Source organism: Candidatus Caldatribacterium saccharofermentans (genome assembly GCF_050267035.1).
Classification (GTDB): domain Bacteria; phylum Atribacterota; class Atribacteria; order Atribacterales; family Caldatribacteriaceae; genus Caldatribacterium; species Caldatribacterium saccharofermentans.
On record NZ_CP187957.1, the window covers coordinates 1,282,855 to 1,305,218 of the forward strand.

Here is a 22,364-nt window from a genome sequence, read left to right on the forward strand (position 1 = left end):
CGTGGGTACCACTCTCCCCATGTATACCAGAAAAACAGGGTTGAGGAAAGGGGGGAGGTGGTGCTATTCGCAGATTGGGAGTCTTGCCCCATCCCGTAGGAAAACGGGGATGCGTTCTATCGGGGCGTCGGCTTCAATCCACTGGCCCCCCTCGTAGGTGACCTCTGTGTAGGGGTCGGTGAAGCGGGCACCTTTTGGCAGGTACACGCGGCGTTTCCTCGCCCCTTCTTCGGCTACCGGAGCAACGAGGAGGTCTGGTCCGAAGAAGTACTCATCCTCCACGGTGTAGCAGGTGGGGTCTTCGGGGAATTCGAGGAAAAGCGGTCGCATGAAGGGGATACCCTCCTCATGAGCTTTCCTCATCCCTTCGAGGATATAGAGCTTCAGGCGTTCCCGAAGGAAAAGAAGCCCTTTGAGAATGGTGTACACCTCTTCGCCAAAGGACCACACCTCATTCGGTCCCCCAGTGAGTTCATACGCTGGGCAGCGGTTGGGGTCTTCGGGGTAGGGGAGGCGGAATCCGTGGAGGCGGAAGATGGGGCAGAACACCCCGAACTGGAACCAGCGAACGATGAGTTCCCGGAAACTCGGGCTCTCCGGGTCTCCACCGTAGAATCCCCCGATGTCTGTGGTCCACCAGGGGATGCCGCAGACGGCCATGTTGAGGCCGGCCTTGATTTGTTTCCGGAGGGACTCGAAGGTTGAGGGGATATCTCCGGACCACACCACGACACCAAACCGCTGGCTCCCAAGCCAGGCGCAGCGGATGAGGTTGACGATTTCGGTTTCACCGGCCTCTTTCATCCCCTCAAAGAAGGCCTGGGCGTAGAAGAAGGGGTAGATGTTGCTCACTTCAAGGCCATTCCCGAGGAAGTACCGGAGGTTATCGTAGTCGTAGGGGAGAACGTTGTCGTACCCGAACCCGGGCATGCCGAATTCCGGCTCGGCCTCGTCAAGCCAGAACATCTTGATGCCGTAGCGGTAGTAGTTCTCCCGCACCTTCTCCCAGATGAATTTCCTGGCTTCAGGATTCGTGGCGTCGAAGATGGTGGTGATGCCCCGGAAGGTGAAAAGGACCGGAATGCCCCGCTCCGTCCGGATGAGTAACCCCCGCTCGGCCATCTCCCGGTAGTTCTCACTCTGAATGTCCACCGTGGGCCAGATGGAGACCATGACCTTCACGCCGAGTTCCTGGAGTTCCTGGACCATTCTCTGGGGGTCCGGCCAGTACCGGGGATCGAACTTCCAGTCCCCCTGGTGGGGCCAGTGGAAGAAGTCGATGACGATGACTGAAAGGGGCAGGCCCCGTCTTTTGTACTCCCGGGCAACCTCGAGGAGCTCTTCCTGCGTCCGGTACCGGAGCTTGCACTGCCAGAATCCCAGGGCCCACTCAGGAATCATGGGCGGTTTCCCGGTGATTTCGGCATAGCGGCGGAGGATGTCTCTTGGGGTATCCCCGGCAATGACAATGTAGTCGATTTGCCGTGCTCCTTCAGCGACAAAGAGGGTGTGGTTGCGCACAAGCTCTGCCCTCCCTATGGAGGGGTTGTTCCAGATGAATCCGTATCCCCGGGAGGACAGAAGGAAGGGAATGCTCACCTGGGTGTTGCGCTGGGCAAGTTCCAGGACGCACCCTTTGAGGTCGAGGCAGTCGTTGGCGTACTGCCCCATGCCGAAGAAGTGCTCCTCGGGATGGGCCTTGAAGTACAGGGCAATGTGGAAGAGTTCGGAACTCCGGGCCTTGTAGTTCCTGGCCTTCAGGAGGTCGGCATTCAGCACCCTCCCGTCAATCCAGAGTTCCTCAAGGAGCACCTGCCCGTTTTGGCCTTTGTAGCGGACGCTTCCCCGGGCATCGATTTCGGCGGTGATTCTCCCGTTCCGGATGGTCGCCTTTTCAGGGGTTATGGTGATTTCTGGCTCCACCTCGTTTTGAGGAAGGAGGGTCCAGTCAAGAGGCTCAATGCGTCCCCGCAGAGAAGATCGGAAACGGAGGCAATCCCGCCCGAAGGGTTCAACCCAGATGAGCTCGCCACCTCCCTCTGCCACAAGCCGTTTTCCTTCACGATGGAAACGCACAGCTCACCACCTCCAGGTTCACTCTTTGAACGCTCCTGCCGTGAGTCCCGCGACAATTGCCTTCCCCGCAAGGAGGGCCACCACCAGGGGGAAGACGGCGAAAATCATGCTCCCCGCCAGGAGTTTATTCCACTGGACACCGTACTGTCCGATGAAATTGTAGAGCCCGATGCTCATGGGCTGGAGTGTCCGTTCTTTGAGAAAAGAGAGAGCGAAAATGAAATCCCCCCAGGCAAGGATAAGGGTGAGGATGCTCGCCGTGGCGATGGCAGGGCTTGCCAAAGGCAAGATGATACTCAGGAATATCCGCAAAAACCCTGCACCGTCAATGAGCGCCGCCTCCATAAGCCCGGTGGGAATGGCCTGAATGTACGCGTTGAGGACGATGGTGGCAAAGGGGATGGTGAAGACAGAAATCCCGAAAATCACTCCCAGGTAGTTGTTGATGAGGCCAATGCGGTTGAAGATGAGAAAAAGCGGGATGATGACCGCGGTGGCCGGGAGCACCTGGGTAAAGGCAAGAATCAACGATGCAGGCCTTTTCAGGGTGAAATGGAACTTGGCAAGGGCAAAGGCTGAAGGGAGGGCCACAAGGAGGGTAACGCAGAGGACTCCCAGGGCAATGATGAGGCTGTTTTTCAGGTACAGGGAAAGCGTCACAAAGGCATCCCGGTAGTAGGCGAGGGTGGGATTGGGAGGGAAAAGGTGGGGAGGTTTGTGGAAGATTTCGGCCACACTCTGGAACCCGGCAATGGCGATGAAGTAGAGGGGGAGAATAACAATCACCGTGGGGATGAGGGCGTACACCGTCCATTTCCACCGGTGGTGTTTCCGCTTCATGTCAGACCTCCCTCTGGAAGAGATTGAGAAGCGCCGTAAGCAGGGCTACGACAAGGACCATGACGATGAGGACAGCAGAGGCCTTTCCGAAGTGGAGCTTGTTGAAGGCCAAGGAGTACGACAGGGTACTGAAGAGGTGTGAGACGTCTCCCGGTCCTCCCTGGGTGATGATCCAGACAAGGTCAAAGACCTTCACCGTGAAAATGCACCCCAGGGTCAGGGTGGCAAGGATCACTGGTCGCAGCAAGGGTGTGATGATGAAGAGCACCTTCTGCCATCCTGTGGCCCCATCGATTTCGGCGCTTTCAAGGAGCTCTTCGGGAATTCCCTGAAGGCCGGTGTAGAGGAGGACGAAGTTGAAGGGGATGCCAAGCCAGATGTTCGCCATGGTCACAGAGAAAATGGGGAGATGACCGCTTGTGATCCAGGGGATGGGTCGTTCGATGAGCCGGAAGGCAAGGAGGAACCCATTGAGCATCCCGTTGTCGCTGAAGAACCAGCGGAAGAAAGAACCGCTCACGATGATGGGCAGGACCCAGGGGACCATGATGAGGCTCTGGAGCACCCCCTTGAGGGGGAAAGAACGGGTGAAGAGGAGGGCAAGGAGGAACCCAATGGTGAACTGGAAGAGAATCGAAAGACCGGTGAAGAGGAGGGTGTTCGAAAAGGTTCGCTGGAAAATGGGGTTGGCGAAGAGTTCTCTGTAGTTGCCGAGGCCCACGAAGCGGGCGGTTCCCTGGATGTAGGTGATGAAGGTGACATCCCGGAGGCTCAGGAAGATGTTGTACAGAAGGGGATAAAGCCCAAAGAGAAGGACATAGAGTAGCGCCGGAAGAAGGAAAAAGTAGGCAACCTTTGTTCCCTTCATGATGCTCATCCTTCCCGGGGAGGGGAGAGCCCCTCCCCGCTTTGTCACTGTGCTGCAGCGGCGATGAGTTCCCGGGCCTGTTTCCGGTACGCCTCGTACTCCTCCGGAGAGAAGAGTCCCCGGATGGCCTCAGCGGCCTCTTTCAGGGCTTCCTCAGGCGTCTTCATACCGGTGAGTGCCCGCTGGATCGCCGTCCAGACAGTTGAGGACACGTCGGGATACTTCTCAAGACCACCCACCAGGGGTCTTGGCAGGGCGTATCTTGCCTGCTCCAGGAAGGGAGCAAGGATGGGTTTCTGAGCGGCAATCTTTTCCGCTGCCGAGGCTCGGGTGGGGAGTCCCCCGTGCTCGAGGTTTGCCGCAAGCATCCCATCGGTGGAGGCAATGAAGCTCAGAAATTCCCAGGCAACGGCGAGTTTTTTCGGGTCTTTCGTGTTTGCGCCGATACCGTAGCATTCTCCACCGAAAGGCACGATGGGCTTTACGCCTTCCTTTGGAACAGGCAGAGCGTCAACACCGACGTCACCAAGCTGTTCCAGAACATCCGGAGTGAGGTGCCAGCCGAATTCCCAGTTCCCATTCTCCATCATAGCCACTTCACCGTTGATGAACCACTGGGTGACGTCGCCCTGGCCGGAGACGTTAACGACATCCCGGGGGGTGTACCCTTTCTCCACCATGTCCACGAGGAAGCTCAGGGCTTCAATAGCCTCTTTCTGGTCGAGTTCCAGGAGGCTTCCGCCGTTACTCCACAGGAAGGGCTCAAACTGCCAGGTGCCTTCTTCGCTTGCGGTAGCGCAGAAGCCGAACCCGTAAATGCCGAGGGCTTCCTTGATTTTCGCGCTAACCTCTTTGAGCTCTGCCCAGGTCTTCGGAGGTTCGGCAACTCCTGCTTTCTCAAGGAGGCTTTTCCGGTAAAAGAGGGCGAGGTTGTTGGTGGTAACCTGGAAGGCGTACACCCTTCCGTCGGAACTTGTGAGGTCCCGGTGGCCCTTGAAGAAGTCCTCCCAGTTCTCCCAGCCCCACTCCTTCACTTTATCGGTGATGTCAAGGTACACGCCGGCCTTGATGAGGTTGGGGACCCAGGGATTGTCGGCCATGACGACCTCCGGGAGCGTTCCCGTGAGGGCCTGCTGGAGGATGGTGGGGAGGAGCTGGGCAAAAGGAATGTACACGTGCTTGACCTCAACGTCGGGGTTCTTTTTCATGTACTCTTCAGCCCACCGGTCGACGAATTTTGCCATCCCTCCCGCAGGGTCGAAGTAATCTTGAATGGTTACTGTGATCTTCTGGGCGGACGCTCCACCGAAAGCCGCAAGGAAAAGACCCAGAAACACCACAATGCCAAGGAACCGATACCACCGCATACCACATGTCCTCCTTTCTCAGGATTTTTTGGAACACCCTGGATTGTGCCAGACGTTTACTCAACGCCTCTGGTTCTCACCTCCTCTCACCACATGGTCCAATGGAACATCCTTCCACAAAATCCGCCTCAAGGTACTTCCCCACCGGCCCCTGCACTTTCCCCTCGATGAGGTCGATGAGAAGCCTCGCAGTCTCATACCCCAGGTCTTCCGTCCGCACACGAATACCTGAAAGCTGAGGGACATAGAAGCGGTAGTTGTCGGTTTCGATGTTCCCAAGAATCGACACATCCTGGGGGATGCGGAAACCCAGATCCTGAAGGGCCCGCAGGGCGCTCAAGGCTAAGGACTCGGCGATAACAAAAAGCGCTGAAAAGGCTATGCCCTGTTCTTTAAGCTTTTCGAGTTTTTCGGCTACCTTATCCTTCTCGATTTCCTCGGTGAGGATGAGCTCTTCCCGGAGGGGGATGCCACGCTTTTTCAAGGCTTTACTGTACCCGGCAAGCCGCTGCATGGTGTAAACCCGCCCCCGGGAAAGGCCAAGGAACACGATGTCCCTGTGGCCCAGCTCAAGGAGCCGCTGTACTGCTTTGTAGGAGACCTCCTCCTGGTTGTGGTCCACCCAGCTTATCCAGGAAATGTCCTCACCTTCGGGTTTACCGATGCTCACAAAAGGTATCCGGAACTCCCGAAGGACAACAAAGCGGGGATCGTTCACGAAGATTTCGCTCACGATGAATCCGTCGACGCTCCGGCTTCGAACCAGCGCCTCATAGTGGAATTCGGTATCGCAGGATCTTGCGCTTGTGGTGATGAGAAGCTGGTAGCTCGCCTCCTCACAGGCCCGGGCAACACCGCTCAAAAACCCCGGGAAGAAGAAGGTGTTAGCGATGAGGTTGGCGGGGAGATGCGGGAAAAGGAGCGCAATGGTCCGGGTACGGTTGGATTTGAGGCTTCGGGCAGCCCTTTTGGGGACGTACCCGTACTCTTTGATGATGCGCTCAATGCGAGCCCGGGTTTTAGGGCTCACCTGGTCCACCCGTCCGTTGAGGACGTTGGAGACCGTGGCTTTCGAGACTCCGGCCAAACGAGCGATTTCGGCAATGGTCATCATGGGTGTGTCTGAACCGGTTTACTGAACCGGTTAAGTCAAGTATAGAGAAGGGAGAAAGGGTTTGTCAAGGGTGGAAGGGGAGAGCTTCTTGCTTTTTGGATTCTCAAGGATTAGAGCTGGCTGAGTCCCTCTTGGACTTCAGGACTTGGAGATGGCTCGCATGGTCTGCCCTTTTCCCAAGGAACCCTACTTCTGTGGTTTCCCAAATTTTCTCTGCAGAACCATCCTAGACGGGGCTTTCCGGATGCGTTTGGCAAAGTGAAAGCAATCCAAGATAAAGATAGCCCTGGGGATGATCTCCAGTCCTTTCTTAATCCAAGAGACATCATCGCCGCAGAGGAAGATTTCTTTTACCGAATTGAGGTCAGAGTTTCCCCAGATATTCGAGGACTTCCAGGAAGAGCTCTTCGACATCCTCATAGTAACCGGCAAAGTAGTAGGGATTCTTGAGCCTGACTATCCCTGAACCCGAGTCTTCCTTCCTTTATAGACATAGACCAGTTTCGCAAGGACTCTAGCTTCCCTCTTCCCCCTCTCCCCTTCTCCTAGAGAGGGACACGGCATCAAGCGCTTTAATGAAGAGGTAGGGAAGCTTTTTCTTTGCTGGCTTCAGCTTCTTCTCTGAAATTTCTTCCTTCTCCTCGTCTTTCCTCAGGTTGTGGACCAGTCTTTTCGCCACCTCAGGACTGACGGTGAGTTCCCAGTTTCTGGGGAGGATGTCCCTCCTGGCTTTCTGGTAAAGAGAACCAGGGCTTCCAAAAGAGGTCAATTCTTCTCTGCTTCCTGAAACCAATCTGTCATCCAGAAGGTGTCGGTACTCCCGGTTGCTCTTCTTCCGGTAGGAGGTACTCCTTAAGGTGACATCCCCAAAGAGGGTGAGGATGGTTCTTTAGTCATTTCTTCGGACCACTTGGAAGGAGGTCCTGTCTTTTTTCCCGGGAGATTTCCTCATCTTTGGCTTCGAGGACAACCCTCAGGATGTCTTTACCCACAACTGTTCATTGGTCTCCCAGAACCTTTTCTTAACTTTTGGAAATTCATCCTTTGCTCCAGTTGCTTCAGAAAAGTGGAGAATAATTCAGAACCTCTGGAACCCTTTGAGGATTTGCTGTACCATATCCATGGAACCTCACCTCCAGGGTGTTTTTGGTGGTTTTTCACTAACAAGACTTCTACCATACTCTGGATGGTGAGGTTTGTTCTTTTGGGTTGGATTTACACTTAACACTGCTACAGAAGGGACAGGCATCGAAGGTTTTGAGAACACCCTTGATCCTTAAGAACTCTTCGGAAGCATCTTCGGAAGGAGCGACTTTAGCAAGTTCAGCTAAGTTCGTGGCCCCATCCCCAAAAGACATTCATAACATATGGTGGGCTATATGAGTAGTGAGTACCATCAACAAAAACGCCCTCGGAACAGGTCCGAGGGCGCGCAACAACGGGTCTTACAGCCAAACTCTCACTTCTTCAACCAGTCCTTTGGAGGTGCTAACCTTTCAGCTCGGGCATGAACTTCCTTTATTGCTTCCTCAGCCGTCATCTCACCGCTCCAAACTTTTTGGAGATGTTCCTGCCACATCTCACTAAGAGCAAAAGCATTGGGGTTCGGTGTCCATCTTAGAGCAGCATACTCTTCGAGATTCTTGGTTACAATAGGACGGCATGTACCATTACCCCATTTACTTGTAATGTCAACCACGGTGGGGTCGTTCCATACCGAATTGCGTGTTGGTGTCTGATTATTGTACTGAGCTGAGGCCACTAACATGACAGGTGTACTGGCAGCCCACTCAAGGAACAACCACGCTGCCTTCTTATTCTTGGACGCTGCATTCATACCCACCGACCACGCCCAGATGTTTGACTTGATTCCAGCTGGTCCTTCCGGAACATGTGTTGCTTTCCATTTGCCAACAATCTGGCTATATGCCGGATCTTCCAATTCTGCGCCCCAGTGGTCGGCATCAATAACCATGACAGCCTTACCAGAAGCAAGGGCTTCTTTCACGTCATACCAGTCCAGACTCGGCCAATCCTTGGGACCAAAGTCCTTAATTAGCTTTATCCATTGTTCTGTCATGTGTACTACTGGCTCGCTGTAAATCCCTGGTTTACCGTTTTCATCAAAATCACGACCACCATAGGAAGAAAAGAGACTCAGGTAAGCTGAATTCACTGTTCCGGCTCCCCGTACACCTCTTACAACAAAGGGGATGATTCCTGTGACGCCCTCATTGTTAAAGCCATCCTGGACCTTCTTAGCTACTTCGTATATTTCCTCCAGAGTATTGGGGGGATTAATTCCGTATTTGTCAAAAATATCGGAGCGATAATAGAGACAGTAAGCTTCGACTTGGTAAGGAATCGCATAGAGCTTGCCAGCAACTTTACTTGCTTCAATAGTCATTGGGAAGAAATCGCTAAGGTCAAAAATCTGAGGATCCGTAAGCGAAGTGTCTTCAATATATGAGTTAAGAGGCTCTAAGTACCCTCCGGGGATAAACTTCCAATTCAACATAGGTGAGGTCATTACAATATCAAATTCTGGAGAACTACCTGTTAAAACCATAGTCTGTTTCTCAAAAAACTGTTGCTCCGGAAGCGCTAGAATGTTGACTTTTATTCCTGTAAGCTTTTCGAAGTCCCCCACCAGCTTCTCAAACGTAGCTTGCATTGGGTGCTTGCAGAGCAGGAGATTCAAGGTTGTTCCTTCAAACTGCTTCCAGTTCACCGGGCTTTTCTCAAACGCAGACACGTCTAAACCCTGGGCACCAGCACAGACACACAAGCCAAGTACCACGATCCCAATGACGAGCAGGAACCCTGACCTCCTCATTTCCTCTACCCCCAGTCTTTATTTTTAATCATTGTCTTCGTTCTGCTTAACCATCACTCCGTGTTTTGCCTTACACCGGCAATGCACTACCAACTATCGCCAAAAGCCTTCTTAGCCTTTTCCCACCCCCTTTTTTGCATCAGTAATGCGCAGTTGCCTCCTTCCACAGCTTCACAAAGATAAACACGAGAGCATAAATGACCAGGAAGAGAATGACTGCTCCACTCATAGCGTAGGCCATGTCACCGTAGCGGAAGGCCCCCAGATAAACCCACAAATGAAGGTTAGTCGTGGCTGTACCTGGCCCGCCACCAGTAGTAGCATAGATAGTGTCAAATATCTTGAAAGACACAATCAACCGAAACATGGTTGAAACCAATACCAAAGGCTTCAAAAGAGGCCAAGTAATGTACCTGAAACAGCCCCATCCAGATGCCCCGTCAACAAGCGCTGCTTCGTAAGGTTCTCGAGGAAGACTTTGGAGACCCGCGAAAAGAATCAATGCCACAAAAGGAGTATAAATATAAGCATCGATCATTGCAAGTGTGAACAGCGCAGTTGATCGCTGGGCAAGCCAAGGAATCGGCTGTATCCCGGCAAAACCCAGAAGATAGTTCACTACGCCACCTTGGGTAGAAAGCATGAGTTTCCACATAAGCGCAGAAAGGACAGGCGCGATGGTCAAGGGGAGGATGATAACAGATCTAAAAAACCACTGTCCGCGGGTGTTTCTGGCAAGAAGAAAAGCCAACAAGCTTCCCAGGGCCAGCTCTGCAGATACAGCCATTGCAACATACTGGAAAGAAATGCCTACCGCCGACCAGAAGGTCCTATCTTTGAAAAGGAAGAAATAGTTCGCGAGTCCAGCAAAAGAAGCTCGGGGATTGGCCATTTTCCAATCGGTAAAGGACAAATATACTCCGTACGCAAATGGGATAACTCCCACGAGAATCGGCACCAGAATTGCAGGGATGAGAATCCACTTTTTCATATTAGACTCAACCTTTCACAGAACCAAAAGTTAATCCTCGCACTATATGTCTCTGCAATAGAAGAGCTAAGAGAATGGCAGGAATCGCGGAGATTACAATCGCTGCCGCCATTTGCCCCCAAAGAACCGCCTCATATCTGATAAAACTTAAGGATCCAGTAGTTACCGGCATTGTTCTCTCTCCCCCGACAGCCAGAGCAAAAACAAAATTATTCCAGCAGAACAGAAACGTTAAAAGAGCTGTTGCAGACAACCCGCCCTTTGCAAGGGGTAACACAACCTTCAGGAAAGTTTGCAACCTACTCGCTCCATCTACAAGACAAGCTTCCTCAACAGAAACAGGAATGTCGAGGAAATAGTTTCGACTCATCCAGACCACAAAAGGGATTCCAATCAGCTGGTAAACCAGGATGAGACCAAGGTAACTATCCAAAAGTCCAAGTTTTTGATAGATACGATACAGAGGAATCGTAATTGCCAACTCAGGGCCAAACCAGAAGCTCAGAATTGTGAACGCCATGTTTTCCCTCGTACTCTCATTCCTGAATCTGGCCCGTGTCAGCACATAAGCGGCAGGTACTCCAAGAAGCATAGCTAAAAGAGTAGCCCCTCCACTTATGATGAGTCCATTCAAGAAATAGCGTGGAAAGTTGGGCGCAGTAATTGGCAAGGAAGTCGTACCGGTTTCACCGGTAAAAAGTCCTCGGTAATTCACAAAGGTAGGAGAAAAGAAAAATTTGGGCACACTTGACACGATATCAGTGTACGTCTTAAACGAAAGCGTTGCAGTCCAGAACATGGGAAAAAGAAAGACAATAATCAACATTGTGAAAACAAAGCAGCATAGGATGTGTTTAACGATGGTGACCACTCCCTTTTATAGCCTTATTAAGGACGCAAGACAACTCTAATTGATACTCTGCTATTTTCGGCAATTTCAAGACCTTTTTTGAATTCTTCAAGGGGCAATTCATGAGTGATGATTTCTTCAGCCTTAACAATTCCACGATGCAACAAGGAAATCGCAAGAGGATAGGTATAAGGACTCAAATGAGCCCCACGTATGTCCAACTCTTTCACATCTCCAATAATACTCCAGTCTACCGTTGTGGGCTCATTAAAGACACTAAACTCGACGTATCTTCCCAACCTCCTGATCATCTGCAAGCCCTGAATGACCCCTTTCGGATGGCCACTCGCGTGGATATAAACATCGCAACCATAACCATCCGTAAGCTTCTTGACCTCTGCAACTACATCGATTTTCTCGGGATTCATCACTATATCAGCCCCGAGCTTTTTCGCCAATTCCAGACGCTTCTCAACCACATCGATAGCTATTAAGAGTTGCGGATTCTTTAATTTTGCTACCTGCAACATACCAAGCCCAAGGGCCCCCATTCCTGCAATCACTACAACATCTTCAAGTTGTATTTCCGCTCTTTCGACTGCATGGATTGCGCATGCTAAAGGCTCAACATAAGGAGCAACTTTCAAGGGGAATCCAGGAGGCAATTTGTAGTTAATAGCGTTCTTAGGCAACTTAGCATACTCGGCAAATCCCCCATCTGACGCCCCCTTCTGGTAACCGTATATGTAATGCACCTCGCACATCCAGTACTCTCCTCTTTTACAGAATCGACAGGCACCACACGGAATGATCTGCTCTGAAACAACCCAATCTCCTAATGAAAGGCCGTACTTTTCCCCCGCACCATCGCCCAAAGCTACAACCTGACCGTAAAACTCGTGTCCCGGGATGACTGGTGGCTGGACATAAGGAGGCTGTCCGTCTCCACCCCATATCCTTTTAGCACCATGGAAAGTTTTTACGTCCCCAGCACAAATACCACAACCACCAACTTTTATCAGCACCTCGCCTGGGCCAATACTGGGAACATCGACCTCCTCAAGACGAAAATCAAAAGGGGCATAGTTTACAACTGCTTTCATTTTCGCGGGAAGCTCTTGTAAGTACTCCATCAACTTCCACCCCCTCAAAATACAAGGCCCAGAAGATAGGATAACTAACTATCTTCTGGGCCTTCTCCAAATCACCAGGCCGCTTTACCTAAAAGATAACACAAAATACGCCCTGCTGTCAACTCTGTGTACGGGTCCACATCATGTGGGACACTCAACAAATCCAGTATCCCTCAGGTACTCCCAAGGACTCCTGTATCCCAAACTCCAGTGCGGTCTTTTCCGATTATACACCTTTTCAGTCCACCTTTTGAGGTGGAAATTCATGGTGTTAAGATCCACCTCCTCCTCGTAGTGCACCCAGAACTCCTCCCGGAAGGTCCGATTGAGCCGTTCCACCACTCCACGGATATGGGAGACCTTGGAGGAAGGACGAAGAGCTTGATACCGTATTCCTCACAGGCCTTCTCAAACTCCCCATAGAATTCACTTCCTCCATCTACCTGAATAGCCCGCACTGGAAAGGGGCACTTCCTGAGGAGTTCCTCGAGGAACACCCTGGCGAGGTTGGCCGTAGCCCTGGAATGGAGGGAGGAATAGGCCCACCTGGAGATAAGATCTCCGGCGGTAAATTGCTTATACACCTTTCCAGGAAGGGGACGGATGTCCAGAGTGTCGATGGCGGCAAGATCCCTGGGGATACCACCTTGTAGTCTCTGGGTTTTCTCTGGGCATGGGGTCTCTGGTGTCCCCTTCTATTCCCTGTGACAGAAACCTTCCTCGGTTTCTCTCCCTCTCTCAAAAGACCCCGGGCCTTGAGAGATTTGAGGATCCTCCCCACGGTGGAGGAAGAAGCAGTGAAACCCTCTCTCCTGAGGAGGACGGTGAGCTTTGCCTTCCCCAAAGAGGGGAATTCCTCCCGGAGTCTTTGAATCCGTTCCACAAGCTCTGAGGTCCACTGAGGCTTCCGGACCTTTTTGGGTCTTCTGGACCTATCCTTCCGGGCTTTGGAGGTTTCTGGGGTTGAACTTTTTCTTCCACCGAAAGGAGGCTTTGGGCTATTCAATCTTTCGCAGGTGACGGCTAAGAGGAGGGGCTGAGCAAAGTCGAGGATTTCAAGGCGAATCCTGGCTTTTTTGGAGAGTCCATGGATTCTAGCGAGCTTAGCAATGGAGCTTCCATGGGGGAAGCTCAAAAGGTGCAGGATCTCCAGAATATGCCGATAGACTTTTTGCTCCCTTTGTGCTACTCTTCATGTAGGTGCAGGGCCTCCCTTCTCTTAGGGTTTTCGACACCGAGTTAGGATACAGGGTCCTGCACCTTTTTGTCTACCCTACCTGTTGCAGATCTCTGTGAACCTATCCACTCTGTGTATAGGTCCAGATAGCGTCAACTTATTGTAGGGATATTTTTGAAAACCCTCTCCATGGTTTCATTTCCTGATCTGGTTTCCTTTCCCTCACTCATCCAGATTACAGTCTTTCATATCACAGGAACCCAGGACATATCTTGGGTCAGGGCCTTGAGGGTCATACGCAGGGTGCTCACCGCTTTTCGCATCACCGGGATGTTGCTGAGGATTTCCCGGAAACCCTCCCTCCTTATCTCCCGTTCCTTCTGGACAGTTTCAGGGGAACGGAAGGGGTTTCCGCCTTTTTGGGGTTTTCAGAAAGTCACGCAAAGACGGCGAGGTTTGTTCTTTCAAGGCCTGGGACAAACTGGCCCCGGATACGTTCCGGGGCCAGTTTTTTTCAAGGGTTTTTCCAGGTGTTACAGGCACATCCTGAGGATGGCCAGGACGTCTTCTTTTTTGAGTTTTTTCACCGAGCCCAGAGGACCCCGTTTTGTGGCCTTTTCCGCCATGGTTTCGAGGAGCTCCTCCCCAATGCCCACCTCCCGAAGTGTTGTGGGGGCACCGATCTCCCGGAACCACTGTCGGGTCCTTTCAATGCCAGCCCTTCCGAGTTCTTCGTCGCTTTGGTTTGCGCGGGGGATGCCCCACACCCGCTCGGCGAACTGGGCGAATTTCCCCGGGATTTCGTCAAGGACGTACATCATCCACTGGGGGAAAATAATAGCCAGGCCCGCCCCGTGGGGAATGTCGTAGAAGGCGCTGAGTTCGTGCTCGATGTCGTGACTTGACCAGTCGCCCTCAACGCCTGCTTCAAGGAGATGATTCAGAGCCAGTGTCCCACACCACATGATGGTGGCCCGGGCATCGTAGTCTTTGGGGTTTTCGAGGACTCTCGGGGTGTACTCGATGATGGTCTTCATGATACTTTCTGCCAGGCGGTCCTGGAGGGGGGTTTCGGGGGTTTTGTGGAAGTACTGCTCGAACACGTGGGCCATCATGTCCACAATGCCGTAGACGGTGTGGTCTTTCGGGACGGTAAAGGTGTTTTCAGGGTCAAGAATCGACACATCGGGGAAGAGCGCCGGATGCCCGAGTCCGAGTTTCTCTTTCGTTGCTTCGTTCGTGATGACCGCATTGTGGTTCATCTCTGAACCCGTGGCTGCCAGAGTCAGAACAGTCACAAGGGGAATCCTTCCGGGGATCTTGCTCTTGTCGATGAAGAAGTCCCAGGGGTCGCCCTCGTAGCACGCCCCGGCGGCGATGATTTTGGCGCTGTCGAGGACACTGCCGCCACCCACAGCAAGCACGACCTCAATGTTCTTCTCTTTGCAGAGCCTCACCCCTTCTCTGACCTTGCTCAGGGTAGGGTTGGGTTTGATACCTGGAAGCTCAAAGACCTCGAGGTTGTGCTGGGTGAGATTCTGCTGGATCCGGTCATAGAGTCCTGTTTGTTTGATGCTACCACCGCCGTACACGAGAAGCACCCTTTTCCCGAACCCGGCGCAGACTTCGCCAACACGGTCTGTGGTCCCTTTCCCAAAGAGTACCCGTGTGGGATTGTGGAATTCGAAGTTCTCCATCGTCTCGACCCCCTCTTTTGGTATTGTACCATGGGGTGGGTGCTTTTTGAGGACAAGAAGCGAAAGGTACGAAATCCCCTCAAAAGAGGAGGGAGAGAACGTCAGGCGGTTTACCCCTCCCAGGTCTTCTCCAAGAAGGCAGAGGGGGAACGCTGCTGCAAGATGCTCGAGGCGCTCTCTGTCCTTCAGAGCGGTGAGCTTGTAGAGCACCAGGGTGTCGGAAAGCCCGGCGAGTGCCCTGAGCCTGTCTTCGGGGAGGGTTGCGGGGGCAAGGGTGAGGACTTCCTCTTTCTGGGTGAGGGGCAGGGTGGCGTACGCTGCCGCTAACTGAAAGGCGCTGATCCCGGGAATGACCTCTAAGGTGAGGTCCGGAAGGAGTGTGCGGAGGACAGAAAAGAGGCGGAAAAACGACGAGTAGAGGAGGGGGTCTCCAAGGACAAGGAACACCGCTTCTTTATGGTGTCCGGAGGAAATCGCCCCGACGACTTCCCGGGCAAGGGCAACGAAATCCTCCTGGTCATGAAAGGGAAGGAACACGACCTGGGTGTCTTTGGGGAGGAATTCTTTGACGGTCCGGTACGCCCGGCTCTCCCCGGATCGGGCAAGAGGAGCAAAGACGAGGCGAGCCTTCCTGAGGTACCTTGCGGCCCGGAGGGTGAGAAGGTCCGGTTCCCCGGGTCCGGTCCCGATGAGGATGAGCTTCACCACCGGTACCCCCTCGAAACGATGAGGACATCGCCGAGACTCTGAACGCCTCTTGGAGGGATAAGGAGAAGGCACGACATATCGAGGTCTTCAGGGCGGAGATCGCAGAGCCTCACCACGCGTTTTTGCCCTCCTTTCCGCGCAATCCCTACCGGGAGATCCTGACCCCGTGCTCTGGCGAAAGTTTCCCTGAGGAAGACGATTTTCTCTTCTTTCCCCCGCCCGACGATGTTGTACACAGAAACAGTAAGGTCGGTTCCGGCAAGCCGCTCAAGGTTTCTCTGGATTTCCTCCCAGGGGGTGAGGTAGTCGCTCAGGCTCACCACAGCAAAGCCCTTCACAAGGGGAGATCCGAAAAGAGCGGCAGCGGAGGATACGGCACTCACCCCGGGAACGACACGGAAGGGAATCCCCTCTTCCTGGGCCATTTCAAGCGCCGGTGAAACCGCTCCGAAAACCCCGACATCCCCTCCGGAAACGAGGGCAACGATGCTGCCACATCGGGCAAGACGCAGGGCTTCTTTCGCCCGTTCCACCTCCTGCTTCATCTGGGAGAAACGGTGGAGAGCCCTTCCCCGAAAGCGCGGGGGAAGAAGGTCAAGGTACGCCCTGTACCCCAGGATGACCTCCGCTTCCTCTAAAGCTTCAAGGGCTTCAAGGGTTATGGTGTTTGCCCCATCTCCTAAGCTGACAAGGAGCAGACTCCCCCTTCGGGACCACGGTTTCCTCCCTAAAGCCAGCGCAACCTCGGGGTACACGGTTTTAGGGGCAAGGAGCGTGTACCCCCGGGCAAGGAGCACCGGTTCAGCCACTCCCGGAAGGCCGAGGTGTTTTTCGGCGCAGGGTGAGGGCGAGGGGGCAGGGATATCTCGAAGAACGTCCTCGTCAACAAGAACGCTCTGCACCCCGAGTTTTTCGGCAAGGAGGGCAAGGTCTTCTGCTTTCCGGCTGATGCTCACGAGTTCTCCCAAAGAGGCGAGGGCAAAGCCCTGACTTTCGAGAAAGTCCCTGATGCAGGCGACCAGGCGTTCGGTGTTGCACGCCTTTCGAAAGCCAAGGCCCACGGCAAGGGTTTTCGGCCGGAGGAAGAGAGCAGAGGTCTCCGGAAAGAGCCGTTCACTCAGCACAAGGCAGGTTTGAGGTAGCGGCCCGGTGAGGGGCCTCGTGTCGTAGCCGGGAAAGGGCAAAAGGGGAAAAGGGTCGTCGACGAAGAGAGGGACCCGATCTCCGCGGGCGAGAAGACCAAGGATTGCCTTCTCGCACTCCCGGTCTCCCTCAAGGGCACACCCCAGGCGCTCGGCGAGTTCCCTGGGGGTGAAAACGCCAAAGGCTTCAGAAGCCGTAGTCAGCACCTCGCGGGCTTTCAGGAAACGGGCGAGGCGAAGGGCGAGAGCATTCACCCCCTTTTCATGTCCCCCGCAAAGGGGAATGACAAAGTCCCCGGAACCTGGAATGCAGAGGATTCCCGGGTCTTCCTTCTTGTCCTTGAGGAAGGGTGCTATGAGTCGGACAACAATACCAAGACTTCCGATACACACGAAAAGGTCAGTACGCTCCCAGAGTTTCTCGAAAGCTTCCCTTGGTGGACCACTCCAGAGGAAGGCCTTCTCCCCGAAGAAGTCCAGTATGGTCTTCTCAAGGAAGGAAGAGGCAACGCAGGGAACGATGACGACCGTCATGGGGTTTTCCTCCGATAAAGATACGACCGCTTGCCCTCGGCTTTCAGGAACTCCCCCACGAGGATAATGGTGCTTTCCCGACGGTGCAGGGCTTCTGAGAGACGCTCGAGTTCTCCCAGGGTTCCGGTGAGGATCTGTTCGTCAGGCCAGGTGGCGTGGTACACCAAAGCAGTGGGGGTTTCGGGAGGGTACGCCTCAAGGAGGGCTCTCTGGACTTCCCCGGTAAGGTGGGCGCTGAGGAGGATGGCCATGGAGGCACGGTGTTCGGCAAGAAGCGACAGTTTTTCCCTTTCAGGGACGGGGGTGGTTCCGGCGCAGCGGGTGACGATGAGAGTCTGGCTCACTCCGGGAACGGTGTACTCCCGGCAAAGACATGCCGCAGCGGCCGAGACCGAGGAGACCCCGGGGACAACGGTTACCGCAATCCCTCGCCGATTCAAAGCGGCGATTTGCTCGGTGAGGGCGCCGAAAATCGAGGGGTCTCCGGAGTGGAGGCGCACCACCATCTTCCCCTCCTGCACAAAGTGCTCGATACAGTCGACGATGTCCTCAAGGGAGAGATGGGAGCTGTCGATTTTCACCGCTTCTTCTCGAGCAAAGTCAAGGATTTTTGGGTTCACCAAAGACCCTGCATACACGATGCAGTCCGCCTCTTCAAGAAGCCTTTTCCCCCGAAGGGTAAGGAGTTCCGGGTCTCCCGGTCCGGCTCCGACAAAGTACACGGTCTTCATAGCTTTCTCCCCCAGACGATAAAGACGGTGTTCAGGGACTGGCCCTGCCGGCTTCCCCCCACAAAGCGGGTAATGCTCTGGGAGAGGACCCCAACATTCTCCCCACAGAGCGTGCCAAGGGTTGCTGTGGCCTCTTCCAGAGTCCTGAGCGTTACGGCGCTACAGATAATTCGGCCACCCGCCTCAAGGAGGGCGTAGCTCTTTTTGAGGATTTCCCGAAGGTTCCCTCCGCTTCCCCCAACGAAAACCCGCTCGTAGGGCCTTTCGGGAATGGCCGAGGGCGCGACACCTTCGTGGATTTCGACGTTGGTGACGAAGAAGCGCCTGAGGTTTTCCCTGAGGTACCCGAGGGCCCTGGGGTCCTTCTCTACAGCCACGACTTTTCCTCCGGGGATGCGGCGGGCCATCTCTACGGTCATGCCCCCGGCTCCTGCCCCAACTTCAAGGACGGTTACCTCTGGGGCGAGTTCTAGGATTCCCAGAAGGAGCATGCGGGTTTCCTTTTTCGTCAGCGGAACGGTACCCCGGAGGAATTCGTGGTCCTCAAGGAAGCGAATGCCTCGACGTTTTCCCGGGGGAACGAAGAGGAGGAAAAGGCCATCCTCCTCGGGAAGGGTTTTCCGGAGGCTTTCGGGGGTTCCCCGCCCAATCCATTCCCCCGGAAGCGATAGGTCTTTTCCTACGAAAACCTCCGTATGCGCTCGCAGAGCGCCGATGATTGCAAGAATCCTTAAAGTCTGGAGCCGTCGCCCCGCAAAGACCACCACGCCATCCCCCTGTTCCAGGGCAAAGACAAGGCGCGAGAGGTCTTGGGTCGCGTGGCAGTTCACGATGGCACAGTGATCCCAGGGGATACCCAGACGGGCGAGGAAGTACTGGAAGCTACTCACCCCGGGGATGATTTCTATGGACCAGGAAGCGGGAAGGTGCTTGGCCAGGCTAAAGAGCATCGGGTCTCCGGAGAGGAGTACCGTCACTTCGGCGAAATCCTCAAGAGCCTGGCCGATCAGTTCCCGCATGGTTTTTTCGTCTCCCCGAAGGGGGATGCCCACCTTGTGCGGGAAAAGGCTCAGAAGGTCCTCCCGCCCCATGATCACCCGGGCGCTCTCTATGGCCTCCTTCCCCCGGAGGGTGAGGAGTTCGGGGTTCCCTGGCCCCACACCGACGAGCACCACCCGTGGCATCTCATCCCCTCCCCAGGACCCCATACCGGAGGGAAAAAAGGATGCTCTCCACTTCGGTTTTCCCTCCCAGGCGAGTACGTACTCTCTGAGAAATCTCTTGCGCGAGGTAGGCGAAGAACTCCCGGTGTCGTTCCCAGGCCATGAGGTGTTCCAGGGCCTCTTCGGCTGTTTTGGCTTCCCACACTGCTTTCCAGAACCTCTCCGGTAAACCGAAGCGGACAAGGTGGGCAAAGAGGATTTCCCGCCGGGCATCGGCCACCTCGTGGTGGAGGTCGAAGATGCCTCCGGCCACCTTGACCATCTTCCCTATCTGGCCAAGGAGCACAACCCGGGAGATACCCTCCCTCTTGCAAACCTCAAGCGCAAATCCAAGGAAAGTTCCCACCTCAACCGTGGCTGCTTCAGGGAAACCGAGTTTCCGGGCCCAGGCTCTTCCATAGTTTCCGAAAACAAGGCAGACTCCTCCCCCAAGGAGGGCCCGCTGGCGAAGGTGCAGCCGGATGGTTTCCTGGAAGGCCTCACAGGAAATAGGACGGACAAGGCCCGTGGTGCCAAGGATTGAAAGACCTCCCACAATGCCAAGAAGGGGGTTACAGGTTTTCCGAGCAATCTCCTCACCCCGGGGGATGGTGATCTCCACCCACCCGCCAAGGCCTTCGGGGAGGATTTCCCGGAGGTTCTCGGTGATTTGCCGGCGAGGAGAAGGATTGATGGCCCATGCTCCCGGAGGAACGGGAAGTCCCGGCCGGGTGACCTTACCCACTCCAGTACCCCCGGTGATGAGGATATCTCCCCCGGGAAGCGGGGTGAAGCGAACCCTTATGAGGGCTTTTGCGGTGACGTCATGGACTTCGCCGCAGGGTTTCTCGGTTTCGGCCCAGCATGTCCTGCCCTGCTGAGTGGTGGCGACAGCCACCCTGGTCTTCCCTCCCTGAGGCAGGGTGACCTCCACCGCATCCTGGGATTCGCCAAGGAACCTCAGGGCAGCAGCTTTTGCACAGGCGGCGGCACAGGTTCCCGTTGTGGGAATGAGGACGCTTGGGTCAGGCATGGTTTCTCCTCCGCAGGAATTCCCGGAGTAAAGCATTCAGAGCGGCCGCTGCAATGGGGCTTCCTCCTCGGGGGCCACGGAGCACCAGGGCGGGAACGGGAAGACGCAGAAGCTCTTCCTTTACCTCTGCAGCACCCACGAATCCCACAGGACAGGCGAGCACCCAGTCGACCCGGTATCCTCTTGCGATCCACTCAAGGAGTCGCCCAAGTCCTGTGGGGGAGTTCCCGAAAACGAACCCCCGGATACCCTGCTCGCAGGCAAAATCCACCGAGGCCGCCGCCCGGGTGAGGCGGTGCTTTCTGGATCTTTGGTCACACGCTTTCGTGTGCACGAAGGTGACAAGCTGCACTCCGGATTTCTTGAGGAGCTTCTCGTTCACACCGCTTTGCACCATCGCTACATCACAGAAAATGGTGTACCCCGGGGTCAGGCTCTCGAAGAAACACTCAATAAACCCCTCTTTGAGCACAAGAAGTGGAAGGAGCGAGAAGTCGGCCGTGGCATGGACAATCCGCTCAAAGAGGAAGGTGTACGCTTCAGGCAGGGCGTAGGATGGAAGGATGCTCCGGATCATCCTGAGGCTCAGCCGCTCAATGTCCTGTCCCCGCATGGGTGAGGAGTTCCTCCACTCTCTCCCAGAGCATCCTCACGAAAGTTTCCTCCTGAAGGAGTCCCCGGGGGAGAACTTCCACCGTGAACCCTTCCTCTCTGAGTCTTTCTCTTAAGGAACCACGGCCTTCGGCGATATCTTTTTTGAAGTGGTGTCCAGTAAAGAACATGAGGGGCCAGAGGATGACCCTCTGTGCGATCTTTCTGAGCCTTGGGAGGAGCTCTGCAAGGTTCGGGCTTCCCTCAAGCACCACCACACCGCTTTGGGGGCCGAAAGCCCGGGTTACGAGCCTGTCGAATTCCCTGTAGGCACTTTCGCCCTCTCTGCTTCCGTGCCCTACAAAGACGATGGCTGTACCCCGGTCTTTGAGGTGCGGGGCCACAAGGGGGGTGAAGGCAGCGACCACCGCTTTTTGGTCCTCTGGTGTTCCAAGGAGCGCTCGTCCGAAGAGCATTTCCGCAAAGAGGGGGTTTCCCCGGATATCCCTGAGGGTTGTGAGAGCAGCGCAGAAGTTCAGGACTGCAGTGTACACCGCTCCAGGGACAATGAGAAGCGGCTGGACGACCACACGGGTGTACCCTGCGTCGTGGATCTGTCCGAAGGTGGTGAGGAGACCTTCCATCCCGTGGTGTCTTTGCACCGTGGGGGAAACAAAAGACGAGAAAACCCCGACGCCTCTCAGGACTTCCTGTGCCCGCTTCAGGAAGCCCTCAAAGTCCTCCAGGGGCTCCGGTTGCGTTGTGCCAAAAGCCGCAAAGAGTATGGCGGTCCTCATCGTCCTCAAAAAAGAAAAGCTCCGTTCTCTGTCCTCCGCAGAGAACGAGCACCGCTTCCCGGGCCGGTCTCCTGACTCGAAGGTCCAAGCCTACTCGACCCGCCTTCCCGGACTTTCCCCGGTGGCATCGTGGGCCTTTCGTCCCTTCTCACAGTGGCGGGACCGTGCCGGATTCGCACCGGCTTCCCGAACACCCAGGAAGGACCCTTTTTCCGTATTATACCATGGGCGTGGTACAATAAACCACAAAGTAGCCAGAGGAGGGATGGCGCATGCTCCAGACGATAACGCTTGAGACCACGGCGAAAGAAGAAGTCATCGACATCACGGATCAGGTGGCCCGGATTGTGGCGGAAGCCCAGGTCGAGGAAGCTGGAGTCTTCGTCTACGTCCCTCACGGCGATGCGGCGGTCAACATCCAGGCCGGAAAACCCAGGACCTCAGAGCCGCCGCTCAATGACCTCTTGAAGAAGGTCCTGGAGAGAGAAGAGTTTGAAAAGCCGGAAACCGGTGCGGCCTTTGTGGCTCCTACCGAGGTCCTCATCGCCCACCGGGGCAGGCTCCTTCTTGGGGAGGACCAGCGGATCTACTTCTACGAGTTCAATGGTCCAAAGAAGCGTTCGGTGTACGTCCTCGTCATTCCTTCTTCTGCTCGCTGGGGGAACTGAGTCACCTCG

At 54.8% G+C, this 22,364-nt stretch carries 21 protein-coding genes, 1 pseudogene and 1 riboswitch; of the genes and pseudogenes, 1 reads left to right on the top strand and 21 read right to left on the bottom strand.

What is annotated here, in order from left to right; translation table 11 throughout:
• Positions 1–63: 63 nt before the first annotated feature.
• The 21 genes and pseudogenes from ACPT9Q_RS06510 to ACPT9Q_RS06610 form a co-directional block, all read right to left on the bottom strand.
• The gene (locus ACPT9Q_RS06510; RefSeq protein WP_427365309.1) at positions 64–2,076 is read right to left on the bottom strand and encodes a glycoside hydrolase family 31 protein; all 2,013 of its coding nucleotides are present in this window, start codon (positions 2,074–2,076) and stop codon (positions 64–66) included.
• A gap of 18 nt (positions 2,077–2,094) precedes the next feature.
• Entirely contained in the window at positions 2,095–2,916 is an 822-nt protein-coding gene (locus ACPT9Q_RS06515; protein WP_427365310.1) for a carbohydrate ABC transporter permease, read from the bottom strand.
• A 1-nt stretch (position 2,917) separates the two neighbouring features.
• Positions 2,918–3,784: a carbohydrate ABC transporter permease gene (locus ACPT9Q_RS06520; protein WP_427365311.1), complete on the bottom strand. Its 867-nt coding sequence runs from the start codon at positions 3,782–3,784 to the stop codon at positions 2,918–2,920.
• 44 nt (positions 3,785–3,828) lie between these two features.
• The gene (locus tag ACPT9Q_RS06525; RefSeq protein ID WP_427365312.1) at positions 3,829–5,151 is read right to left on the bottom strand and encodes an ABC transporter substrate-binding protein; all 1,323 of its coding nucleotides are present in this window, start codon (positions 5,149–5,151) and stop codon (positions 3,829–3,831) included.
• Positions 5,152–5,227: 76 nt separating this feature from the next.
• Positions 5,228–6,265, bottom strand: coding sequence for a LacI family DNA-binding transcriptional regulator (locus tag ACPT9Q_RS06530; protein WP_427365313.1), 1,038 nt, complete (start codon positions 6,263–6,265; stop codon positions 5,228–5,230).
• 186 nt (positions 6,266–6,451) lie between these two features.
• Positions 6,452–6,685: a UPF0236 family transposase-like protein gene (locus ACPT9Q_RS06535; protein ID WP_427365314.1), complete on the bottom strand. Its 234-nt coding sequence runs from the start codon at positions 6,683–6,685 to the stop codon at positions 6,452–6,454.
• A 94-nt stretch (positions 6,686–6,779) separates the two neighbouring features.
• Entirely contained in the window at positions 6,780–6,944 is a 165-nt protein-coding gene (locus tag ACPT9Q_RS06540) for a hypothetical protein (RefSeq protein ID WP_427365315.1), read from the bottom strand.
• Positions 6,945–7,724: 780 nt separating this feature from the next.
• The gene (locus ACPT9Q_RS06545) at positions 7,725–9,101 is read right to left on the bottom strand and encodes an ABC transporter substrate-binding protein (protein WP_427365316.1); all 1,377 of its coding nucleotides are present in this window, start codon (positions 9,099–9,101) and stop codon (positions 7,725–7,727) included.
• A gap of 139 nt (positions 9,102–9,240) precedes the next feature.
• Entirely contained in the window at positions 9,241–10,092 is an 852-nt protein-coding gene (locus ACPT9Q_RS06550; protein ID WP_427365317.1) for a carbohydrate ABC transporter permease, read from the bottom strand.
• A gap of 7 nt (positions 10,093–10,099) precedes the next feature.
• Complete coding sequence (locus tag ACPT9Q_RS06555) at positions 10,100–10,918, bottom strand: carbohydrate ABC transporter permease (protein ID WP_427366733.1); 819 nt, start codon at positions 10,916–10,918, stop codon at positions 10,100–10,102.
• Positions 10,919–10,980: 62 nt separating this feature from the next.
• Entirely contained in the window at positions 10,981–12,075 is a 1,095-nt protein-coding gene (locus ACPT9Q_RS06560; protein ID WP_427365318.1) for an alcohol dehydrogenase catalytic domain-containing protein, read from the bottom strand.
• Between the two features lie 141 nt (positions 12,076–12,216).
• Positions 12,217–12,417: an integrase core domain-containing protein gene (locus tag ACPT9Q_RS06565; protein ID WP_427365319.1), complete on the bottom strand. Its 201-nt coding sequence runs from the start codon at positions 12,415–12,417 to the stop codon at positions 12,217–12,219.
• On the bottom strand, positions 12,339–12,659 hold the full coding sequence (locus tag ACPT9Q_RS06570) for an integrase catalytic domain-containing protein (protein WP_427365320.1): 321 nt from the start codon (positions 12,657–12,659) through the stop codon (positions 12,339–12,341). The genes ACPT9Q_RS06565 and ACPT9Q_RS06570 overlap by 79 nt, the downstream gene beginning before the upstream one ends.
• A 1,126-nt stretch (positions 12,660–13,785) precedes the next feature.
• Positions 13,786–14,949, bottom strand: coding sequence for an iron-containing alcohol dehydrogenase (locus ACPT9Q_RS06575; RefSeq protein WP_427366734.1), 1,164 nt, complete (start codon positions 14,947–14,949; stop codon positions 13,786–13,788).
• 243 nt (positions 14,950–15,192) lie between these two features.
• A pseudogene (locus tag ACPT9Q_RS06580) lies at positions 15,193–15,729 on the bottom strand (SAM-dependent methyltransferase); the annotation flags it as partial.
• Positions 15,651–17,333, bottom strand: a complete 1,683-nt coding sequence (locus ACPT9Q_RS06585; protein ID WP_427365321.1) for a cobalamin biosynthesis protein — start codon at positions 17,331–17,333, stop codon at positions 15,651–15,653. The pseudogene ACPT9Q_RS06580 and the gene ACPT9Q_RS06585, both read right to left, overlap by 79 nt.
• On the bottom strand, positions 17,330–18,064 hold the full coding sequence (gene cobM / locus ACPT9Q_RS06590) for a precorrin-4 C(11)-methyltransferase (RefSeq protein ID WP_427365322.1): 735 nt from the start codon (positions 18,062–18,064) through the stop codon (positions 17,330–17,332). Before cobM ends, ACPT9Q_RS06585 begins: the two co-directional genes overlap by 4 nt.
• Positions 18,061–19,248 (bottom strand): precorrin-6Y C5,15-methyltransferase (decarboxylating) subunit CbiT, encoded by a 1,188-nt coding sequence (gene cbiT, locus ACPT9Q_RS06595; RefSeq protein ID WP_427365323.1) that lies wholly within the window; start codon positions 19,246–19,248, stop codon positions 18,061–18,063. Before cbiT ends, cobM begins: the two co-directional genes overlap by 4 nt.
• A gap of 1 nt (position 19,249) precedes the next feature.
• Positions 19,250–20,299: a cobalt-precorrin-5B (C(1))-methyltransferase CbiD gene (gene cbiD, locus ACPT9Q_RS06600; RefSeq protein WP_427365324.1), complete on the bottom strand. Its 1,050-nt coding sequence runs from the start codon at positions 20,297–20,299 to the stop codon at positions 19,250–19,252.
• Positions 20,292–20,912 carry a precorrin-8X methylmutase gene (locus ACPT9Q_RS06605; protein WP_427365325.1) on the bottom strand — a complete coding sequence of 207 codons (621 nt, stop codon included), beginning with the start codon at positions 20,910–20,912 and terminating at the stop codon, positions 20,292–20,294. The genes cbiD and ACPT9Q_RS06605 overlap by 8 nt, the downstream gene beginning before the upstream one ends.
• Positions 20,893–21,687: a sirohydrochlorin cobaltochelatase gene (locus tag ACPT9Q_RS06610; protein ID WP_427365326.1), complete on the bottom strand. Its 795-nt coding sequence runs from the start codon at positions 21,685–21,687 to the stop codon at positions 20,893–20,895. Before ACPT9Q_RS06610 ends, ACPT9Q_RS06605 begins: the two co-directional genes overlap by 20 nt.
• A 44-nt stretch (positions 21,688–21,731) precedes the next feature.
• Positions 21,732–21,900: riboswitch (cobalamin riboswitch) on the bottom strand.
• 59 nt (positions 21,901–21,959) lie between these two features.
• Between ACPT9Q_RS06610 and ACPT9Q_RS06615 the strand changes: the two genes are divergently transcribed.
• A complete protein-coding gene (locus ACPT9Q_RS06615; protein WP_427365327.1) occupies positions 21,960–22,355 on the top strand; it encodes a YjbQ family protein in 396 nt (131 codons plus the stop codon).
• The last annotated feature ends 9 nt before the right edge of the window (positions 22,356–22,364 follow it).